The following is a 16946-nucleotide window of genomic DNA, read 5'->3' as shown; positions in this document are numbered from 1 at the left end:
GGCTCCCCGCGTCAGCCGTTGAACGCCTGCCCGGCAGACTCCGCCGCCGCCTCGCCGCACCGCAGCCGCATGCCCCTGCTTTCCGAAACGCGCAGCGCGTCCGTCAGGCACTCGGCCGGTCTCGCGGCGGCGAAGCGCAGCTCTGCGACCGTCGATCCGGCGGCGGCGATGATCGGCTTGGCGCAGTCGAGGACTTCCGCGCCCATGCTGAGCTGCACGGCCTCCATCTCGTCCGCGACGCGCGACACGTAGCCGTGGCCGTCGGTCTGCAGGTAGCAGGGTCCGCCGTCGGGCCGGGTCCACGGAAGTAACCGGGCATGGAGGAAATCGGTGTGCTCCGAAGTACTCATGAGCCGAGACTGGACCGGTTGACCGGTCCAGTCAGGCTAATCGCCGTCACTTCCACCCATCGGGTAGCTCTCCACCTGCTCCCAGAGGTGAGACGGTGTCACGCCCTCCTCGCACACGAGGACACGGCCGTCGCCGTCGCTCGCTACGTGCAGGACGACCGCAAGCGCGGCCGGTACGTCGAGCCCGAGACTCCTGGCGTCCCCCTCGGAGGCGAGACGCACCGAGGTCACGTCCGTTCCGCGAGCGGGGGACCTGCCCGTCATCCGCGTCACATAGTGCGTAGTCCCTTCCGGGATCGGCCCCTTCTGCGCCAGCTTCGGGCAGGCGTCCGCCACCTCCTCCGGGAACCAGGCCGTGACCAGCGACAGCGGCGAGCCGTCGTCGAGGAGCATCAGCCGGTCCCGGCGGAGGGCGAGTTGCCCGGGACCGAGCCCCATCGCGTCCGCGATCCTCGTGGGCGGCTTCTCCTTCTCCGGCACTCCCAGACGCCTGAACGGCCGCCCGCCGGACACCCGCGTCGATCCGGCGGAACGGCGCCCGGCCGGCCGGGCCACCGGAGTCTCCACCACCGTGAAGCCCGACCCCTGCCGGGCGACGACAAGCCCGTCACCGCGCAGTACGTCCATCGCCTTGATGACGGTGGCGCGCGAGACCGACCACTGCTCGCACAGGTCGCGCCCGGAAGGCAGCAGGTCACCCGGCCCGAACTCGCCGTCCGAGATCCTGGCGCGCAGGGACTCCGCGATCTGCTCGTACTTCAATTGCGGCATTGCGATCTCCTGGTAGCTGGACAGGTCAACCGGTTAGGTTAGCCGAGGGATACACCCGCCTCGGCTTCGGCCCGGAACAGGACGGTCTCATGACGGCTTACCAAGTCCCGGCAGGAATCATCGAGTTCTACTCGGCCACCATCAACGAGTCCGACCGGCTCTCCGGCCCTGCCGACGGCGTCCTGGAGATGGTCCGCACCCAGGAACTGCTGCGCCGGCACCTGCCACCCGCACCCGCTTCCGTACTCGATGTCGGCGGTGGCCCCGGCGCCCACGCCCGCTGGCTCTCCGCCGACGGATACCGCGTGCACCTCGTGGACCCCGTAAGGCGACACCTCGCCGAGGCCGAGGGATCCGGCTGCAGCGTAGAGCTGGGGGATGCCCGGGACCTGAGCGCGGCCGACGACTCGTACGACGTGGTTCTGGTCCTCGGCCCGCTCTACCACCTCGTGGAGGCCGCCGACCGGAAGACGGCCCTGGCGGAGGCGTACCGCGTGGTCCGGCCCGGCGGGCTCGTCGCCGCCGCCGGGATCAACCGCTACGCCTCGCTCTTCGAGCACACCGCACTCGCCCACCTCGACCGCGACTCGCTCCAGCAGGGCATCGCCAAGATCCTGGACACCGGATCCCACGACGGGAAGAAGGGTTTCACCGAGGCCCACTTCCACACGGGCGCCGAGCTGGACGCCGAAATGCGCGGGGCCGGGCTCACCGAGACCCGGGTGTACGGCGTCGAGGGACCCACCTGGGCCCTCCTGAAAGCGACCGAGCGCCACACAGGGGAATCCCTGGCCGGATCGCGCCTGTTCGCCTCCGCGCTGGCGGCCGCCCGCATGGCCGAACCGTACCCGGACCTGCTCGCCGCCAGTTCCCACCTGCTCGCCGTGGGGCGTAAATGACACCCGCTACTCTGGGCCCGTCACCGGGGCGGGGCAAAGCCCCGCCAACTCTCCTCGGGGGGACCTCTCCACCATGCTCCGGGCCCTGATCTACCTTCTGCCGCTGGCGTTGACGATCTTCGCGTTCATCGACTGCCTGAACACCCCGGAGGACGAGGCCAAGCACCTGCCGAAGATCGCCTGGGTCTTCATCATCCTGCTGTTCTGGATCGTCGGCCCGATCGTCTGGCTGGCCGCGGGCAAGGTCCGGCAGCCGCCCGCCGGAGGCCGTACGCCCTCCGAGTGGCACCGCAACCACCGTCAGCAGTGGGTCGCTCCGGACGACAACCCGGACTTCCTGAAGTCGCTGAAGGAGGAGAACAAGAAGGACGAGGCGCTCCTCAAGGACTGGGAGGCGGACCTCCGCCGCCGCGAGGAGGAGCTGAAGCGCCGCGAGAACGGCACGGAGGAAGCTTCCTAGGCCGCGCCCGCCGGGTCCAGGATCCGGGCCAGCGTGCGGTGGCCCAGGGTGCTCATCGGCGGGTTGCTCTCCGCGTAGTACCAGACCAGGCCCATCGCCTGCTCGAACGCCCAGGCCCGGCCCCGCTCCCATTCGAGGTCGTCGCAGCCCAGCGCCCGGCGGAACACCTCGCGCGGGCCCGGGCCCAGCAGGTGCCAGGCGCCGACCAGGTCCAGGGCCGGGTCGGCCGGGCCGAAGCCGCCGGTGTCGAGGACGCCGCCGAGGCGGCCGTCCAGGACCAGGACGTTGCCGGGGATCAGGTCCCCGTGGCTCATCACGTCGGGGCTGGTACGCGGCAGCTCCCGGAAGCCGGCCCACAGGGCGCGCAGCGGGGCCACGTCGAGCAGGCCCTCGCTCCCCTCGAAGCACGTGGCCATCCAGCCGTCGTGGTCGGCGATCACCCCGCCGCGCCCCCCGCCGCCGAAGGAGCGCCCGTGCGTGTCCGCGTCCCGGAGGCCGGCGACGAAGTCCGCGAGGTCCCGGGCGAAGGCGTCGGAGGCGGCCGGATCGGCGTCGAAGGCGTTGGTCCCCGGGAGCCAGGTCTGGACGGCCCAGGGCATGGGGTAGCCGGGGCCGGGCGCGCCCAGGGCGACCGGTTCCGGGACGGGGAAGCGGGTGGCCCGTGCCAGCTCGGCGGCAGCCCGGGCCTCCTGTTCGAGGGCCGCCAGCGTCTCGGCGGGGGCGGCCCGGTGCAGCGGGAAGCGTGCGGAGAGGCCGTCGCCGATGCGGAAGATGGTGTTCATCGTGCCGGTGGAGGCCAGGGGGCGGACGGCCTCGCCGGCCCACTGCGGGAACTGGTCGCGGATCAGGGCCGCGACGGTCTCCGCGGTCACGTCCACCTGGTCGTCGTGCATGGTCATGCGCTGCCCCTCCCCCGGGGAAAGACCGCTGCCCGCCCCGGCGGACCGGTGGCGGGCAGGGACGTCGTGGTGTACGTCAGACGCCGGCGTACGAGTGCTTGCCGGTGACGAAGATGTTGACGCCGTAGTAGTTGAAGATCCAGCAGGCGAAGGCGATCAGGGCCAGGTACGCGGCCTTGCGGCCCTTCCAGCCGGCGGTGGCGCGGGCGTGCAGGTAGGCGGCGTACGCGACCCAGGTGATGAAGGACCAGACCTCCTTGGGGTCCCAGCCCCAGTAGCGGCCCCAGGCGTCGCCCGCCCAGATCGCGCCCGCGATGATCGTGAACGTCCAGAGCGGGAAGACCGCCGCGTTGATCCGGTACGAGAACTTGTCGAGGTTCGACGCGGACGGCATCCGGGAGAGCACGGAGCGGGCGAAGGAGCCCGGCTCCCCGCCGTTCGCGATCTTGTTCTCGTAGCTGTCGCGGAAGAGGTAGATCAGGGTACCGATGCCGCCGATGAAGAACACGGCGCCGCAGATGATGGCGGTGGAGACGTGGATCCACAGCCAGTACGAGTGGAGCGCGGGCACCAGCTGGTCGCTGGAGGTGTAGAGCACCGTGGTCGCGAGGCCGAGGTCCAGCAGGATGGCCGTGACCAGGATCAGGCCCATCCAGCGGACGTTCTTCTTCAGCGCGAGCAGGATCAGGTACGCGCCGACCGCCACCGTGGAGAAGGTGATGGAGAACTCGTACATGTTGCCCCAGGGCGCGCGCTGCACGGACAGCGCGCGGGCGACGACGCCGCCGGCCTCGACCAGGAACGCGAGAATGGTCAGCGAGACCGCCATCCGCCCGTAGAGGTCGCCCTTGAAGGTGCCGCCGGCGGCGCCGGGCCCGTCCGGGACGTCCCGCGAGCCGGTCGCGGACCGGGTGATGACTTTGGGCTTCTCCAGGACGGCGGTGCCGCCGCCCCGGGTGGCGACCTGGACCTTCACCGTGCCGGCGGAGCCCTGCTCGGCGGTCAGCTCGGCGGCGGTGCGGCCGACCTTGCTGCGGCTGCCGAACACCCACTCCGCGATGTGCGCGAAGAAGGCCAGGGTGTACACGGCCATCGACGAATAGATCAGCACATTGCTGGTGTGTGCCAGGTTCTCGTTGGTTGCGGCGGCGAGATTCACTTCTCAGCCCCTTCGGCGGGTTCTACGGAGGACGCCTCGGCGACGTCGCTGTCGGTGCCGGGCGCGGTGGGCGCCTCGGCGTTGAGCGTGACCGCGAGGTCGGCCAGCTCCTCGGGAAGCTTCGCGGACTCGCTGCGGCCGAGCCCGGCCATCTCGACCACGGTGACGCCGTCGGCGCCGCGCACGGCCCGGATCCAGACGCGTCGGCGCTGGATGAACAGGGAGCCGGCGAGGCCGGCGATGGCGGCGACGGCGCCGGTGAGCGCCCAGCCGCTGGCGGGCTGTTCGGAGATCTGGAAGCTCGCCCACTCCTGGAGGCCCTCGAAGGTGATGGAGCCGGCCCCGTCGGGCAGCTTCATCGTCTCGCCGACGAGGAGGCGCTGCTTCAGCTGCTTGCCGTCGGCGTCCTTGAACTCCTTCATCTTGCTCGTGTCCAGCTGGTACACGTTCTGCGCGATGCCGGAGTCGACGCCGATGGAGCCGTGGAAGCCGTTGAGCGCGAGCACGGGGAAGTCGGCGGCGGGGAACTGGGACCACATGGTGCCCTGGCCCTTGCCGGCGAAGGTCGGCACGAAGAACGCCTGGAAGCCCAGCTGCTCGATCTTGCCGTTCTTGTTCCGGTAGCCGTCGAGCACCTTGATGGCGCCGCTCGACGTGACGTTGTTGTCGATCGGCAGCAGCGGGACGGCGGCCTTGTAGACCTCCTTGCCCCGGCCGTCCTTGACGGAGACGACGGGGGCGTAGCCGTGGGCGTTGAGGTAGACCTTGGTGCCGTGGACGACGAGGGGTTCGTTGACCTTGATGACCCGCTTCTCCGGCTTGCCGTACGCGCCGTCCGAGAAGGTCACGCGCGCCTCGTACGTACGCGGGGTGCCGATCTGCGGCCCCTTGCGCTCGTACGTGCCGATGAAGTCGTCCAGGGTGAAGCTGAACGGGGTCAGCGACTCGTCGTCGTAGAGCGAGCCGGACTTGAAGTTGTCGTACTGGGTGATCGTGTTGGAGAACCCGTCGCCCTCGACGACCAGCTTGGCGCCCTCGTACTTGAAGAGCTGGCCCCAGGCGAAGGCGACGAGCATCACGATGAGCGCGATGTGGAAGACCAGGTTGCCGGCCTCGCGGAGGTAGCCCTTCTCGGCGGCGACGGCGTCCCCGGCGAGGTGGGCCCGGTAGCGGCGCCTGCGGACGATCGCGAGCGCGGCCTCGTGGACCTTCTCCGGGTCGGCCTCGGTGCGCCAGGTGGTGTACGCGGGCAGCCGGGTGAGGCGCTTGGGGGCGCCGGGCGGGCGGCTGCGGAGCTGGCCGACGAAGGTGGCGGTGCGCGGGACGATGCAGCCGATGAGCGAGACGAACAGCAGGATGTAGATCGCGGAGAACCACACCGAGCTGTAGACGTCGAAGAACTGGAGCTTCTCGTAGATCGGCGTGACGACGGTGTGCGCGTTCTTGAACGTCTGCACCTTCAGCTCGTCCACGCTGTTCTGCGGGATCAGCGAGCCGGGGATGGCGCCGAGCGAGAGCAGGAAGAGCAGGATCAGCGCGACCCGCATGGAGGTGAGCTGGCGCCAGAACCAGCGGATCCATCCGATGACGCCCATGGCGGGGAGGTTCGCCAGGGTCTCCTCGCGGGGGGCGGTGGAGAGCTGGGAGCCGGCGGCGCCGAGCTCAGCTGCGTTCTCCTGGTCCCGCTCCTGGGAGCGGTTGGAGGTGGTGTTGCTCATTGGTACTCAGATCCCCACCTGGAAGCCGTCCGACCAGCCCTGTAGTTCCTGCATCATGCTGCCCCACGCGCCTGTGAGCAGGAGCAGCCCGGTCACGATCATCATTCCGCCGCCGATGCGCATGACCCAGGCGTAGTGGCGCTTGACCCATCCGAACGCGCCGAGCGCCTTGCGGAAGGCGACGGCGGCGAGCACGAAGGGGATGCCCAGGCCCAGGCAGTAGGCCACGGTCAGTATGGCGCCGCGCCCGGCGGTGCCCTGGTTCATCGCGAGGATGGACACCGAGCTGAGCGTGGGCCCGAGGCACGGGGTCCAGCCGATGCCGAAGAGGGCGCCGAGCAGCGGAGCGCCGACCAGTCCGGTCACCGGCTTCCGGTGGATACGGAACTCGCGCTGCGTCATCCACGGCATGAGGCCCATGAAGAAGGCGCCCATGAGGATCATCAGCACGCCCAGCACCTTGGTGAGGGGGCCGCTGTTGGCCTGGAGGGTGTCGCCGAAGTAGCCGAAGAGGGCACCGCCGGAGACGAAGACGGCAGTGAAGCCGGCGACGAACAGCGAGGCGCCCGCGACCATCCGGCCGCGCCGTGCCTCGGCGAGGTCGGCGCCGCTGACCCCGGTGACGTAGCTGAGGTAGCCGGGGACGAGCGGCAGGACGCAGGGCGAGAAGAACGAGACGAGTCCGCCGAGCAGGGCGATGGGCAGGGCGACCAGCAGGGCACCGTTGAGCACGGTGTTGTTCTGCATGGCGGCGGCGAGGGTGCTCACCTGATCACTTCTCCGCGATCAGCGGGTCGAGCATCTTGTGCAGATCGGTGTCGTCCATCGGGCCGACGAAGCGGGCGGCGAGCTTGCCGTCCCGGTCGATGACGACGGTCGACGGGATGGACTGGAGCCTGAAGGTGCCCTTGGGGAAGCGCAGCAGGAGCTTCCCCGTCCGGTCGTAGAAGCTGGGGTAGGGCGTGCCGTGGTTCTTCTCGAACTCCACGGCGTTGCTCTTGGAGTTGTCGCGGGTGTTGATGCCCACGAACTGCACGCCCTTGTCCTTGGTGGCCTCGGCGACCTGCTTGAAGTACTTCGCTTCGAGCCGGCAGGGGGCGCACCAGGAGCCCCAGGCGTTGAGGACGATGATCTTGCCCTTGTAGTCGGCGAGATCGAGCTGCTTGCCGTCGACGGTCTCGCCGTCGAGGTCCGGCGCGTCGGCGCGCTCGCCCTGGGGCGCGGTGGCGATGCCGCCGTTGCCCGTGACGAAGTTGGTGTCGCCGCCGCCGCTGGTCTTGCTGCCGGAGTCGCACGCGGTCAGCGTCAGTGCGAGCGCGGCGGCCGCCAGGGGGGCGGCGAGCAGCGTGAAGCGGCGTCGGGGTGCGCGGCCATGGCTCATGTGAAAAGTTTCGCATGGCCGTTCCGGGGATCTTGGGCGCCCCCCTCGGTGCCCGTAAAGCCCGTTGTCAGGCTTGTTTAAAGAAGGTGTTCCAGCCGCCCGCGGGTGCTTCGCCGACCTGGAGTGTGCGGAGCTTGTCGAGGACCGCCGGGTCCTGGACGTCGAGCCAGTCGACGAACTGCCGGAAGGAGACGAGGCGCACATCCGGTTTCCCGGCGATGTGCTTGAGCGTGTCTTCGACGGCGTCCATATAGATGCCGCCGTTCCACTCCTCGAAGTGGTTTCCGATGTAGAAGGGTGCGCGGTTCGTCTCGTAGGCGCGCTTGAATCCGCTGAGGTAGGACTGCGTGGCCTGTTCGCGCCAGCCGGGATAGCGGGATGGCATTCCCTTGGTGGAGTTCTGCGACTGGTTGGCGAGGATGTTGTAGTCCATGGAGAGGACCTCGAAGGTGTGCCCGGGGAAGGGGATGCCCTGGAGGGGCAGGTCCCAGACGCCCTGGCGCTTGACGGGCCAGACCTGGGTGCCGCCGGGCGAGCTGGCGTCGTAGCGCCAGCCGAGCTTCTTGGCGGTGGGCAGCAGATTGTCCTGGCCGAGGAGACACGGGGTGCGGCCGCCGACGAGTTCCTTGCGGTAATCGAAGGGGAGCGATTCCTCGTCGTTCCAGCCGGTGTTGGTGCGCCATTGGGTGACGAAGGAGATCGCCTGGTCGATTTCGCTCTGCCATTGGGCGGGGGTCCAGTTGGCGACCGATCCGGATCCGGCGCAGAAATGCCCGTTGAAGTGGGTGCCGATCTCGTGGCCGTCGAGCCACGCCTGCCGGACGTTCTTCAGTGTCTCCTTGAGGTGACCGTCGGTGAGATAGCCGATGTCGGAGGCGCCGAGGGGGTTGTTCGGCGGACGGTAGAGCGTTTTCTTCGATTCCGGGAGGAGATAGAGGCCGGAGAGGAAGAAGGTCATCGACGCGTCGTGTTCGCGGGCGAGTTCCAGAAAGCGCGGGAAGAGCCCGTTGCCGACCTCACCGGCCCCGTCCCAGGAGAAGATCACGAACTGCGGCGGCTTCTGCCCGGGTTCCAGGGGGACGGGGGCCTGCGGCTGCTTCGGCTGCTTGCCGGTGTAGGCGGTGGAACCGTCGCCGATGGCGCGGACGTCCTTCTTCTTCCCGGTGCCCTTCGAGGTTCCGCCGGCCGCCTTCTGTCCCGCGGCGCCCTTGTCCGGGCTCGGGCTTCCGTCCCCGGCGGCGGGGCCGGAGGCGCCGGTGGTGCCGCACCCCGCCATTCCGGCGGCGGCCGCGGCGCCGAGACCGGCTCCGAGCAATCCCCTTCGGCTGATCTCACGCATGCGGCTTCCCATCTGCGGTCGTTTTGCCTGAAGTCCATACAAACTGGCAATCGCTTAGATGGGAGGAGCCACACGGAGGTTCCCCCGGATAGCACAAAATTCTTTACGAAACCAGCCCCAGACGTTGACCGAACAGAGGTACTAACTCCGGCTCGGTCCGGCGATTGGCGACAAAACGCCCGACCAGGTCAACCCGGGCGGGGCTCCGGCCCGCGGGCCCGCTACGCCCCGAAGCCCTTCGAGGCGCCCTTCACCGGCTTGGCGCCCGCCCGCAGGTGCGCGGGGACCAGATCGCGGGCCGGCTCCGAGTACCCGACGGAGACGATCTTGTCGCCCCGGTACGTGAAGCTGGTCAGCGAGGCGAGGGTGCACTGCCGCTTGCGCGGGTCGTGCCAGAGCCGGCGCCGCTCCACGAAGCTGCGGACGATCCAGATCGGCAGCTGGTGGCTGACGCAGACCGCCTCGTGGCCCCGGGCCGCGTCCCGCGCCGCGTCGAGCGCGCCCATCATGCGGACGACCTGCTCGATGTACGGCTCGCCCCAGGACGGGCGGAACGGGTTCGTCAGGTGCTTCCAGTTGTCCGGCTTGCGCAGGGCGCCGTCGCCGACGCCGAAGGTCTTGCCCTCGAAGACGTTGGCGGCCTCGATGAGCCGTTCGTCCGTGGCGAGGTCCAGGCCGTGCGACTTGGCGATCGGGGTCGCGGTCTCCTGGGCGCGCTCCAGCGGGGAGGCGACGGCGTACGTGATGTCGCGCTTCTCCAGGTGCTCGGCCACCCGGTCGGCCATCTGCCGGCCCAGCTCGGAGAGGTGGTACCCGGGCCGGCGGCCGTACAGCACGCCCTCCGGGTTGTGCACCTCGCCGTGGCGCATCAGGTGGACCACGGTGATGTCGTCGGGATTCTTCTCGCTCATGCGGTGGCCTCCGAGGCGGCGCGGGCGGCGGCGGGCAGGGCGGCGGCGATGCGCTCGACGGCCTGCGTGTCGTGGGCGGTGGACACGAACCACGACTCGAACGCGGACGGCGGGAGGTAGACGCCCTGCGCCAGCATCGAGTGGAAGAACGGGGTGAAGCGGAAGGCCTCCTGCCGCTTGGCGTCCTCGTAGTCGCGGACGGGTCCGTCCGTGAAGAACACGGAGAACATGTTGCTGGCCGCCTGCACGGTGTGCGCGACGCCCTCCTTGTCCAGGGCGGCGCTCACCAGACCCCGGATCTCGGCGGAGACCGCGCTCACCTTCGCGTACGCGGCGTCGTCCAGCAGCCGCAGCTGCGCGAGCCCGGCGGCGGTGGCGACCGGGTTCCCGGACAGCGTGCCCGCCTGGTAGACCGGGCCGGCCGGGGCCAGGTGCGCCATCACGTCGGCGCGCCCGCCGAACGCAGCGGCCGGGAAGCCGCCGCCCATGACCTTGCCGAAGGTCATCAGGTCCGGGCGGACCCCGTCGACGCCGTACCAGCCGGCCTTCGACGTACGGAATCCGGTCATCACCTCGTCGGAGATGTACAGGGCCCCGTTGGCGGCGCAGAGCTCCTTGAGCCCCGCGTTGAACCCGTCCAGCGGCGGGACGACGCCCATGTTGCCGGGCGAGGCCTCGGTGATCACGCACGCGATCTCGCCGGGCTGCGCGGCGAACGCGGCGCGCACGGCCTCCAGGTCGTTGTACGGCAGCACGATCGTGTCGCCCGCCTGCGCGCCGGTGACCCCGGGGGTGTCCGGAAGCCCGAAGGTCGCGACGCCGGACCCGGCCGCGGCGAGCAGGGCGTCCACATGGCCGTGGTAGCAGCCGGCGAACTTCACGACCTTGGCCCGGCCGGTGAACCCGCGGGCGAGGCGGATCGCGGACATCGTCGCCTCGGTCCCCGACGACACCAGCCGCACCTGCTCCACGGGCTCGACGCGCGCGACGATCTCCTCGGCGAGCGCGACCTCGCCCTCGCCGGGCGTACCGAACGAGGTGCCGCGTGCGACGGCCTCCTGGACTGCGGCGATCACCTCGGGGTGGGAGTGGCCGAGGATCATCGGCCCCCACGAGCACACGAGGTCGACGTACTCCCGCCCGTCGGCGTCGGTCAGGTACGGACCGGTACCGGACACCATGAACCGGGGCGTACCGCCCACGGCCCGGAAAGCACGGACGGGAGAGTTCACGCCGCCGGGCGTCACGAGGGACGCGCGGTCGAAAAGCGTCTGCGAAACTGGGGCGTCATAGGGAAAGCTCACACATGCCATGGTGTCAGAGCCACGGACGGTCTTTGCGGACAGGTGTTTCACCGCACGCCCGTGGGGGAGGTCACTGACACGATGATCGGGTTGCGCGGCGGGGGCTGTGCCTCCTAGTGAGTAGTCGGGTGGATGAGATATGCATCGCGGTGGCGGAGTGGGCGAAGGGATGGACGGCCCGGGGCCCGAGCCTGCCCGGCGGGGCCGGCACCGGCGGCGCGAGGCCGAGCACACGCAGGGCATACAGGCCGGTGAGGCGCGGACAGGCGACGGAGCCGGGAGCGGAAGTGGTGGCCGGGTGGGGGTGACCTACAAGTATTTCGGTGCTCCCGACGGAGCCACCGCGGCACGCGTGCCCATCTCCATGCGCCCCGAGGAGCTCGGCGGCGACGAGCTCGGCATGGGCGGCATGTTCACCAAGATCAAGCCGGAGACGGTGGCCGCGATGGTCCTCACCGGCATACAGGGCATACCTCTGCACAAGGTCCCCCCGCTGGAACTGGTCGTCCTGCACCCCGACTACGCGGTGGTCAAGCTCCCCATGACCGTGGTCGACCCCCTGCGCGGCGTCGGCGAGGAGTCGGTGGGCGCCGCCGCCTTCATCTGGTCCACGGTCCCGGACCGCGGCGGCCCGAGCGACGCGTTCAACGTCTACCAACTCCTCCACGAGTGGCAGGACTTCAGTCACCGGCTGCACGACGCGGGGCACCAGGCGTATTGCTTGGTGTGGCCCTGACCGGGGTGGTGGGGGCCGAACCGTCGCGCTGACGGCAGCGCGACGCCGGGGTGCCCCGGTCCGGGACGTGGTGAGCGGCGGCTGAGCCGGGCTCCGGCCCGTCTGCGGTCATGTGCTCGAAGGACACATGTAGGCCAGCCATATCCGGCCATTCAATGGCCGAAGAGTGATCTTCAGGAGGCCCGTCCGCCCTGCCGATGCAGGAGGCACCGCCCTCCCGAAGGAGGCTGCCATGGGCGACACACTCCTGACCCTGTCCATCCCCGCGCTGCTCCTCGCCAGCGGCCTCTACACGGCCCTGAGCACGTGGTGGCGGCGCAGGCATCCCGCGCCGCCGTCCCCGTACACCCAGCAGGCCGCCCGGCTGGCCGAGGGCCGGGAGCAGCCCTAGGGGGTGTCTTGCCGATCTTGGCCGGGTCCGCGCCCGACCGACAGGACACCCCCTAGGATCTCGCGTCGTGGCCGGTCACGAAGGTCCTCGGCGCGACACCCGGGGGATCGTCGACGCGCCCGAGCTGTTCGCGCACGTACAGTTCCGGCGCCGCGAGCCCGCGCCCGGGCTGCGGCGGTATCTGGAGCACTACTGGCTGATCGACTGGGACCTCTCCCAGCCGTACGCCTCGCACCTCGTCCCGCACCCGAGTGTCAACCTCGTCTTCGAGCGGTACCCGGGCTGCGGCGACGAGGACGCCGGGTACGCCGAGGTCTCGGGCATCGGCCTGGAGCTGTTCACGCAGAAGCTGGAGGGGCGCGGGCGCGTCTGCGGGGTGCAGTTCCGGCCGGGTGGATTCCGGCCATTCGCGCCCGGGGCACCCGTCTCGCGCTGGACCGGCCGGCGGCTCCCGGCCGCCGACGTGTTCACGCCACCGGGGCCGCCCGCCCCGCCCGCCGCCGTGCTGGACCCGGCGGACGAGGACGACCGGGTCGCCGCGATGGACGCGTATCTGCTGGCGCTCGGTCCCGGGCCCGACCCGCGCGCCGACCGGGCGATGGCCCTCGTGGACCTGGTCCGCACCGACCGGACGATCCTGCGCGTCGACGGACTCGCCCGCGCCGAGGGCGTGTCGGCGCGCTCGCTGCAACGGCTGTTCGCCGCGTACGTGGGGGTCGGCCCCAAGTGGGTCATCCTGCGCTACCGCATCCACGAGGCGCTGGAGCGTGCCGGGGCGGACCCGGACGTGGACTGGGCGGGCCTCGCCGCCGACCTCGGTTACAGCGATCAGGCGCACCTGGTCCGGGACTTCACGGCGACGCTCGGCGTACCGCCCACGGCGCTGTCCGCCCGCTGAGGCGCCCACTGTCAGCGCCGCGTCCTACAGTGCGGTCATGGCCGATGTGAAGCGCACCACAGCCTCATCCGTACGGATCGAGCCCTGGTCGGACGACGACCTGGACCTCCTCCGCCGCACCAACGCGCCGGAGCTGATGGCCCATCTGGGCGGGCCCGAGACGGAGGCGCAGCTGACAGCGCGCCACGCGCGGTACGTGGCGCTCAGCGCCGACCGGACGGGCCGGGGCCGGATGTTCCGCGTCGCCCTGGCCGACGGGTCGGAGGCCGTGGGCACCATCGGCTTCTGGGAACGGCCCTGGCGGGACCAGGAGGTGTACGAGACGGGCTGGACGGTCCTGCCGGAGTTCCAGGGCCGGGGCATCGCCTCGGCGGCGACGCGCGCGGTGGCCGACGCGGCGCGCGCCGAGCGCAAGCACCGCTATCTGCACGCCTACCCGTCCGTGGAGAACGGCCCGTCGAACGGCGTCTGCCGCAGGGCCGGCTTCACGCTGCTCGGCGAGTGCGAGATCGAGTACCCGCCGGGCCACCCGCTCCTCACCCACGACTGGCGGCTGGACCTGCACCCGGACGCCTGAGGCCGGAGACAGACTTATGCGTTTGACGGGCGTCGCCGCCTCCTGGATATTTACCTGCGTCGCGCAACTTATGCGCGACGCACTCAAGCATGCCCGAGGAGACCCATGCTCACGCTCGTCACCGGATGCCGCGGCCGCGTCGGCGCCGCGCTCACCACCCTCCTGCACCAGGGCGGCCACCCCGTCCGTGCCGCCTCGCGCAACGCCGCCGAGCTGACCCCGCCGCCCGGCGTCCCCGCCGTCACCTGCGACCTCGGCGACCCCGGCACGTTCCCCGCCGCCCTGGAGGGCGTGGACTCCGTCTTCCTGTACGCGGAGCCCGCGCACATCGACGCCTTCCTCACCGCCGCCCGGGCCGCCGGAGTACGCCACATCGTGCTGCTGTCCTCCAGCTCGGTCCTGGTACCCGACCCGGCGGCCAACCCGATCGCCGCCTCGCACCACGCGGTGGAGCGGGCGCTGCTCGCCTCACCGCTCACCGCGACCCTGCTGCGCCCCGGCGCCTTCGCCACCAACGCCTACGGGTGGTCCGGGGCCTTCCGCTCCGGGCGCCCCGTCGACCTGCCCCACCCCCGCAGCGAGGGCAGCCCCGTCCACGAGGCCGACATCGCCGAGGCCGCCCTCGCCGCGCTCACCGACCCGGCGCTCCAGGGCGCCGCATACCACCTCACCGGCCCCGCGTCCCTCAGCGCCGCCGAGCAGGTCCGCATCCTGGCCGACGCCTCCGGCACCCCGGCCGCGGTCCACGAGGTGAGCCCGGCCGCCTGGAAGGAGTCCATGGCGTCCTTCATGCCCGCCGAGGTCGCCGACGGGCTGCTCGACTACTGGGCGGCCACCGACGGCGTCCCCGCCGAGGTGGCCGACGGGGTGGAGAAGCTGACCGGCCACCCGGCCCGCCCCTTCGCCACCTGGGCCGCCGAGCACGCCGCCGCCTTCCGCCCCTGAAATCCGCAGGCGGCGCGCCCGCCCCCGATGGCATCCTGACCGGGTGAACGGACCGGAGATCCACCTCGAAGTCGCCCCCGAGCTCAGGCTTTTCGTGGCCCACGGGCGCCGGCAGGGACGGACACCGGTGATCACCGACGGTTCGTCCACGCTCGGCCATGTCGTGGAGTCCCTGGGCATCCCGCTCACCGAGGCCGGCGAGCTCCTCGTGGACGGCCGCCCGGCCCCCGCCTCGCACGTCCCGGCCGCCGGGGAGCTGGTGGAGGTCCGCCCGGTGCCCCGCCCGCAGCAGGTGCCGGGGGCGCCCCTGCGCTTCCTGCTCGACGTCCACCTCGGCACCCTCGCCCGGCGGCTGCGGCTGCTCGGCGTCGACGCCGCGTACGAGAGCGAGGACATCGGCGACCCGGCCCTGGCCGCGCTCTCCGCGAAGGAGCGGCGCGTCCTGCTCTCCCGGGACCGGGGGCTGCTGCACCGCCGCGAGCTCTGGGCGGGGGCGTACGTCTACAGCGACCGGCCCGACGAACAGCTGCGGGACGTCCTGGAGCGGTTCGCCCCGGCGCTCGCCCCGTGGACCCGGTGCACCGCGTGCAACGGCCCGCTGGCGGCGGCCGACAAGGACACGGTGGGTCCGCACCTGGAGCACGGGACGCGCCGTACGTACGACGTGTTCGCACAGTGCGTCGAGTGCGGGCGGGTCTACTGGCGGGGCGCGCACCACGCCCGGCTTGAGGCGATCGTCGCGGAAGCGGTGCGCGACTTCGGGCCGGTGGCGGGCTGAGGGCTGCGCCGCCTCAGGCCTCGCCCTCCCGAAGCCGCGCGATCTGCGCCGTGCTCAGCTCCACCGTCCGCCGCATGTGGCCGAGCAGCAGGGCGACCTCGTCGTCGTCGTACGCGTCGAACAGCGCGTCCCAGCCGCCGTTCAGCCGCTGCCACACCGCGCCGAACTCCGCCATGCGCTCCGGCACCGTCGCCACGAGCACCCGCCGCCGGTCCGCGGTGTCCCGCGCCCGGGTCACGTAACCGGCCCGGACCAGGCGGTCCACCAGCCGGGTCGCCGAACCGGTGGTGAGCCCGGTCAGCTCGGCGACGCGGCCCGTGGTGACGGGCCCCGCCTCCAGGCTGAGCAGGTTGAGGCACTGGAGGTCGGTCGGGTGCAGCCCCAGCCGGTCGGCGACGGCCTGGTTGAACAGCGCGTACGCGGCCATGTAGCGCCGCGACACCACGGACATCTCGGCCAGCAGGGTGCTGCGGCGGGGGGACGGCTTCGGCGGCATGCGGAGAGTGTACGAATCCCTCGAATCCCCCGGGACGTCCTGGTCACCGCTCAGAACACCTACGGGTCCCCGGTCGCCGGCGCCAGCACCTCGTGTTCGTTGTTGCCGGCGTCCCGGTCCGTCGTCCCGCCGTTGTACGCGGTGCCGACCCGGACGACGACCTCGTCGGGCAGCCCCGCCAGCCGGAGCCCGAGCGCGATCCGGCGCTGCCGGCGGCCGTCGGCACGCAGCGGGCCCGTCCGGCACAGGACGGTCCGCGGGTCCTCCTGGAGGCAGTCGCCGGGCAGCTCCTGGCGGGCGGCCAGCGGCACGGAGGCCCGCACCCGCACGGTCGCGTCGGAGACGTCCGAGGGCCTCCGGGCCACGGGCGCGCCGTGCGCCGAGGCCGTCCCGCCCGCGAGCGGCACCGAGGCCGCCACCATCGCCGCCGCGGCGGACACCCCCGGCAGAGCCCTGCGCGTCAGAAACACGCCCTGAAGATACCGATCACCCCGAATTGCACATATTTACCGATCGGTTCGGCGCGTCTCGCGGCGCGCCGCCCATGGCACCCTGCTCCCATGTCCGTGCTCCGTTCCATCGCCCTGTTCGTCCTCGCCGCGCTCTTCGAGATCGGCGGCGCCTGGCTCGTCTGGCAGGGCGTGCGCGAACACCGGGGGTGGGCCTGGATCGGCGCGGGGATCGTCGCGCTGGGCACGTACGGCTTCGTGGCGACGCTCCAGCCGGACGGCGAGTTCGGGCGGGTGCTGGCGGCGTACGGCGGGGTCTTCGTGGCGGGCTCGATCGCCTGGGGCATGGCCGCCGACGGCTACCGGCCGGACCGCTGGGACGTGACCGGCGCGCTGGTCTGCCTGGCCGGGATGGCCGTGATCATGTACGCCCCCCGCAACCACTGACCCCGGCCCGACCTGCCTATCCTGGCCCCGTTCGACCG

21 protein-coding genes are annotated in these 16946 nt (G+C 71.3%); 9 read left to right on the top strand and 12 right to left on the bottom strand.

Annotated elements, in window-relative coordinates; translation table 11 throughout:
- Window positions 1-11: 11 nt before the first annotated feature.
- Both ACFZAT_RS18915 and ACFZAT_RS18910 read right to left on the bottom strand, forming a co-directional pair.
- Window positions 12-350 carry a hypothetical protein gene (locus tag ACFZAT_RS18915; RefSeq protein WP_391265363.1) on the bottom strand — a complete coding sequence of 113 codons (339 nt, stop codon included), beginning with the start codon at window positions 348-350 and terminating at the stop codon, window positions 12-14.
- A 36-nt stretch (window positions 351-386) separates the two neighbouring features.
- A complete protein-coding gene (locus ACFZAT_RS18910) occupies window positions 387-1121 on the bottom strand; it encodes a GntR family transcriptional regulator (RefSeq protein ID WP_391265362.1) in 735 nt (244 codons plus the stop codon).
- An 89-nt stretch (window positions 1122-1210) separates the two neighbouring features.
- Between ACFZAT_RS18910 and ACFZAT_RS18905 the strand changes: the two genes are divergently transcribed.
- A complete protein-coding gene (locus ACFZAT_RS18905) occupies window positions 1211-2020 on the top strand; it encodes a methyltransferase domain-containing protein (RefSeq protein WP_391265361.1) in 810 nt (269 codons plus the stop codon).
- 73 nt (window positions 2021-2093) lie between these two features.
- Window positions 2094-2480: a PLDc N-terminal domain-containing protein gene (locus ACFZAT_RS18900; protein ID WP_391265360.1), complete on the top strand. Its 387-nt coding sequence runs from the start codon at window positions 2094-2096 to the stop codon at window positions 2478-2480.
- Here the strand turns inward: ACFZAT_RS18900 and ACFZAT_RS18895 are convergent.
- From ACFZAT_RS18895 to hemL, 8 genes are all read right to left on the bottom strand, one after another.
- The gene (locus tag ACFZAT_RS18895) at window positions 2477-3379 is read right to left on the bottom strand and encodes a phosphotransferase (protein ID WP_391265359.1); all 903 of its coding nucleotides are present in this window, start codon (window positions 3377-3379) and stop codon (window positions 2477-2479) included. The two genes, ACFZAT_RS18900 and ACFZAT_RS18895, sit on opposite strands and share 4 nt — an antisense overlap.
- 76 nt (window positions 3380-3455) lie before the next feature.
- Window positions 3456-4538 carry a c-type cytochrome biogenesis protein CcsB gene (gene ccsB, locus ACFZAT_RS18890; protein WP_391265358.1) on the bottom strand — a complete coding sequence of 361 codons (1083 nt, stop codon included), beginning with the start codon at window positions 4536-4538 and terminating at the stop codon, window positions 3456-3458.
- Window positions 4535-6256, bottom strand: a complete 1722-nt coding sequence (locus ACFZAT_RS18885) for a cytochrome c biogenesis protein ResB (protein ID WP_391265357.1) — start codon at window positions 6254-6256, stop codon at window positions 4535-4537. The genes ccsB and ACFZAT_RS18885 overlap by 4 nt, the downstream gene beginning before the upstream one ends.
- A gap of 6 nt (window positions 6257-6262) precedes the next feature.
- Entirely contained in the window at window positions 6263-7003 is a 741-nt protein-coding gene (locus ACFZAT_RS18880; RefSeq protein WP_037786247.1) for a cytochrome c biogenesis CcdA family protein, read from the bottom strand.
- Between the two features lie 25 nt (window positions 7004-7028).
- Window positions 7029-7637 carry a redoxin family protein gene (locus ACFZAT_RS18875; RefSeq protein ID WP_391265356.1) on the bottom strand — a complete coding sequence of 203 codons (609 nt, stop codon included), beginning with the start codon at window positions 7635-7637 and terminating at the stop codon, window positions 7029-7031.
- Window positions 7638-7704: 67 nt separating this feature from the next.
- On the bottom strand, window positions 7705-8976 hold the full coding sequence (locus ACFZAT_RS18870) for a hypothetical protein (protein ID WP_391265355.1): 1272 nt from the start codon (window positions 8974-8976) through the stop codon (window positions 7705-7707).
- 221 nt (window positions 8977-9197) lie between these two features.
- Complete coding sequence (locus ACFZAT_RS18865; protein WP_391265354.1) at window positions 9198-9887, bottom strand: histidine phosphatase family protein; 690 nt, start codon at window positions 9885-9887, stop codon at window positions 9198-9200.
- Window positions 9884-11200, bottom strand: coding sequence for a glutamate-1-semialdehyde 2,1-aminomutase (gene hemL / locus ACFZAT_RS18860; protein ID WP_391265607.1), 1317 nt, complete (start codon window positions 11198-11200; stop codon window positions 9884-9886). Before hemL ends, ACFZAT_RS18865 begins: the two co-directional genes overlap by 4 nt.
- 130 nt (window positions 11201-11330) lie before the next feature.
- Between hemL and ACFZAT_RS18855 the strand changes: the two genes are divergently transcribed.
- The 6 genes from ACFZAT_RS18855 to ACFZAT_RS18830 all read left to right on the top strand — a co-directional run bounded on the left by ACFZAT_RS18855 (window position 11331) and on the right by ACFZAT_RS18830 (window position 15516).
- Window positions 11331-11927, top strand: a complete 597-nt coding sequence (locus tag ACFZAT_RS18855) for a hypothetical protein (protein ID WP_391265353.1) — start codon at window positions 11331-11333, stop codon at window positions 11925-11927.
- A 232-nt stretch (window positions 11928-12159) separates the two neighbouring features.
- A complete protein-coding gene (locus ACFZAT_RS18850; protein WP_391265352.1) occupies window positions 12160-12318 on the top strand; it encodes a hypothetical protein in 159 nt (52 codons plus the stop codon).
- A gap of 67 nt (window positions 12319-12385) precedes the next feature.
- Window positions 12386-13216, top strand: coding sequence for a DUF6597 domain-containing transcriptional factor (locus ACFZAT_RS18845; protein ID WP_391265351.1), 831 nt, complete (start codon window positions 12386-12388; stop codon window positions 13214-13216).
- A 37-nt stretch (window positions 13217-13253) separates the two neighbouring features.
- A complete protein-coding gene (locus tag ACFZAT_RS18840; protein ID WP_391265350.1) occupies window positions 13254-13793 on the top strand; it encodes a GNAT family N-acetyltransferase in 540 nt (179 codons plus the stop codon).
- Between the two features lie 105 nt (window positions 13794-13898).
- Entirely contained in the window at window positions 13899-14738 is an 840-nt protein-coding gene (locus ACFZAT_RS18835) for an NAD(P)H-binding protein (protein WP_391265349.1), read from the top strand.
- A gap of 43 nt (window positions 14739-14781) precedes the next feature.
- On the top strand, window positions 14782-15516 hold the full coding sequence (locus tag ACFZAT_RS18830; protein WP_391265348.1) for a Mut7-C RNAse domain-containing protein: 735 nt from the start codon (window positions 14782-14784) through the stop codon (window positions 15514-15516).
- Between the two features lie 13 nt (window positions 15517-15529).
- Here the strand turns inward: ACFZAT_RS18830 and ACFZAT_RS18825 are convergent, their stop codons facing one another.
- A complete protein-coding gene (locus ACFZAT_RS18825; protein ID WP_391265347.1) occupies window positions 15530-16012 on the bottom strand; it encodes a MarR family transcriptional regulator in 483 nt (160 codons plus the stop codon).
- A 59-nt stretch (window positions 16013-16071) separates the two neighbouring features.
- Window positions 16072-16482: a hypothetical protein gene (locus ACFZAT_RS18820; RefSeq protein WP_391265346.1), complete on the bottom strand. Its 411-nt coding sequence runs from the start codon at window positions 16480-16482 to the stop codon at window positions 16072-16074.
- 90 nt (window positions 16483-16572) lie between these two features.
- Between ACFZAT_RS18820 and ACFZAT_RS18815 the strand changes: the two genes are divergently transcribed.
- Window positions 16573-16908, top strand: coding sequence for a YnfA family protein (locus ACFZAT_RS18815; protein WP_391265345.1), 336 nt, complete (start codon window positions 16573-16575; stop codon window positions 16906-16908).
- Window positions 16909-16946 lie beyond the last annotated feature (38 nt).

It is taken from the genome of Streptomyces sp. NPDC008163 (genome assembly GCF_042956885.1).
Taxonomy (GTDB): Bacteria; Actinomycetota; Actinomycetes; order Streptomycetales; family Streptomycetaceae; genus Streptomyces; species Streptomyces drozdowiczii_A.
The sequence above is the reverse complement of the archived record's forward strand: the minus strand, read 5'-3'. Positions and strand labels throughout refer to the sequence as shown.

What these genes read in the sequence shown, in the direction of transcription:
- ACFZAT_RS18850 (WP_391265352.1), top strand. Translation starts at nt 12,160, where the DNA reads ATGGGCGACACACTCCTGACCCTGTCCATCCCCGCGCTGCTCCTCGCC.
- ACFZAT_RS18825 (WP_391265347.1), bottom strand. Translation starts at nt 16,012, where the DNA reads ATGCCGCCGAAGCCGTCCCCCCGCCGCAGCACCCTGCTGGCCGAGATG.
- ACFZAT_RS18835 (WP_391265349.1), top strand. Translation starts at nt 13,899, where the DNA reads ATGCTCACGCTCGTCACCGGATGCCGCGGCCGCGTCGGCGCCGCGCTC.
- ACFZAT_RS18915 (WP_391265363.1), bottom strand. Translation starts at nt 350, where the DNA reads ATGAGTACTTCGGAGCACACCGATTTCCTCCATGCCCGGTTACTTCCG.
- ACFZAT_RS18815 (WP_391265345.1), top strand. Translation starts at nt 16,573, where the DNA reads ATGTCCGTGCTCCGTTCCATCGCCCTGTTCGTCCTCGCCGCGCTCTTC.
- ACFZAT_RS18905 (WP_391265361.1), top strand. Translation starts at nt 1,211, where the DNA reads ATGACGGCTTACCAAGTCCCGGCAGGAATCATCGAGTTCTACTCGGCC.
- ACFZAT_RS18875 (WP_391265356.1), bottom strand. Translation starts at nt 7,637, where the DNA reads ATGAGCCATGGCCGCGCACCCCGACGCCGCTTCACGCTGCTCGCCGCC.
- hemL (WP_391265607.1), bottom strand. Translation starts at nt 11,200, where the DNA reads ATGGCATGTGTGAGCTTTCCCTATGACGCCCCAGTTTCGCAGACGCTT.
- ACFZAT_RS18855 (WP_391265353.1), top strand. Translation starts at nt 11,331, where the DNA reads ATGCATCGCGGTGGCGGAGTGGGCGAAGGGATGGACGGCCCGGGGCCC.
- ACFZAT_RS18885 (WP_391265357.1), bottom strand. Translation starts at nt 6,256, where the DNA reads ATGAGCAACACCACCTCCAACCGCTCCCAGGAGCGGGACCAGGAGAAC.
- ACFZAT_RS18880 (WP_037786247.1), bottom strand. Translation starts at nt 7,003, where the DNA reads ATGCAGAACAACACCGTGCTCAACGGTGCCCTGCTGGTCGCCCTGCCC.
- ACFZAT_RS18870 (WP_391265355.1), bottom strand. Translation starts at nt 8,976, where the DNA reads ATGCGTGAGATCAGCCGAAGGGGATTGCTCGGAGCCGGTCTCGGCGCC.
- ACFZAT_RS18910 (WP_391265362.1), bottom strand. Translation starts at nt 1,121, where the DNA reads ATGCCGCAATTGAAGTACGAGCAGATCGCGGAGTCCCTGCGCGCCAGG.
- ACFZAT_RS18865 (WP_391265354.1), bottom strand. Translation starts at nt 9,887, where the DNA reads ATGAGCGAGAAGAATCCCGACGACATCACCGTGGTCCACCTGATGCGC.
- ACFZAT_RS18895 (WP_391265359.1), bottom strand. Translation starts at nt 3,379, where the DNA reads ATGACCATGCACGACGACCAGGTGGACGTGACCGCGGAGACCGTCGCG.
- ACFZAT_RS18840 (WP_391265350.1), top strand. Translation starts at nt 13,254, where the DNA reads ATGGCCGATGTGAAGCGCACCACAGCCTCATCCGTACGGATCGAGCCC.
- ACFZAT_RS18900 (WP_391265360.1), top strand. Translation starts at nt 2,094, where the DNA reads ATGCTCCGGGCCCTGATCTACCTTCTGCCGCTGGCGTTGACGATCTTC.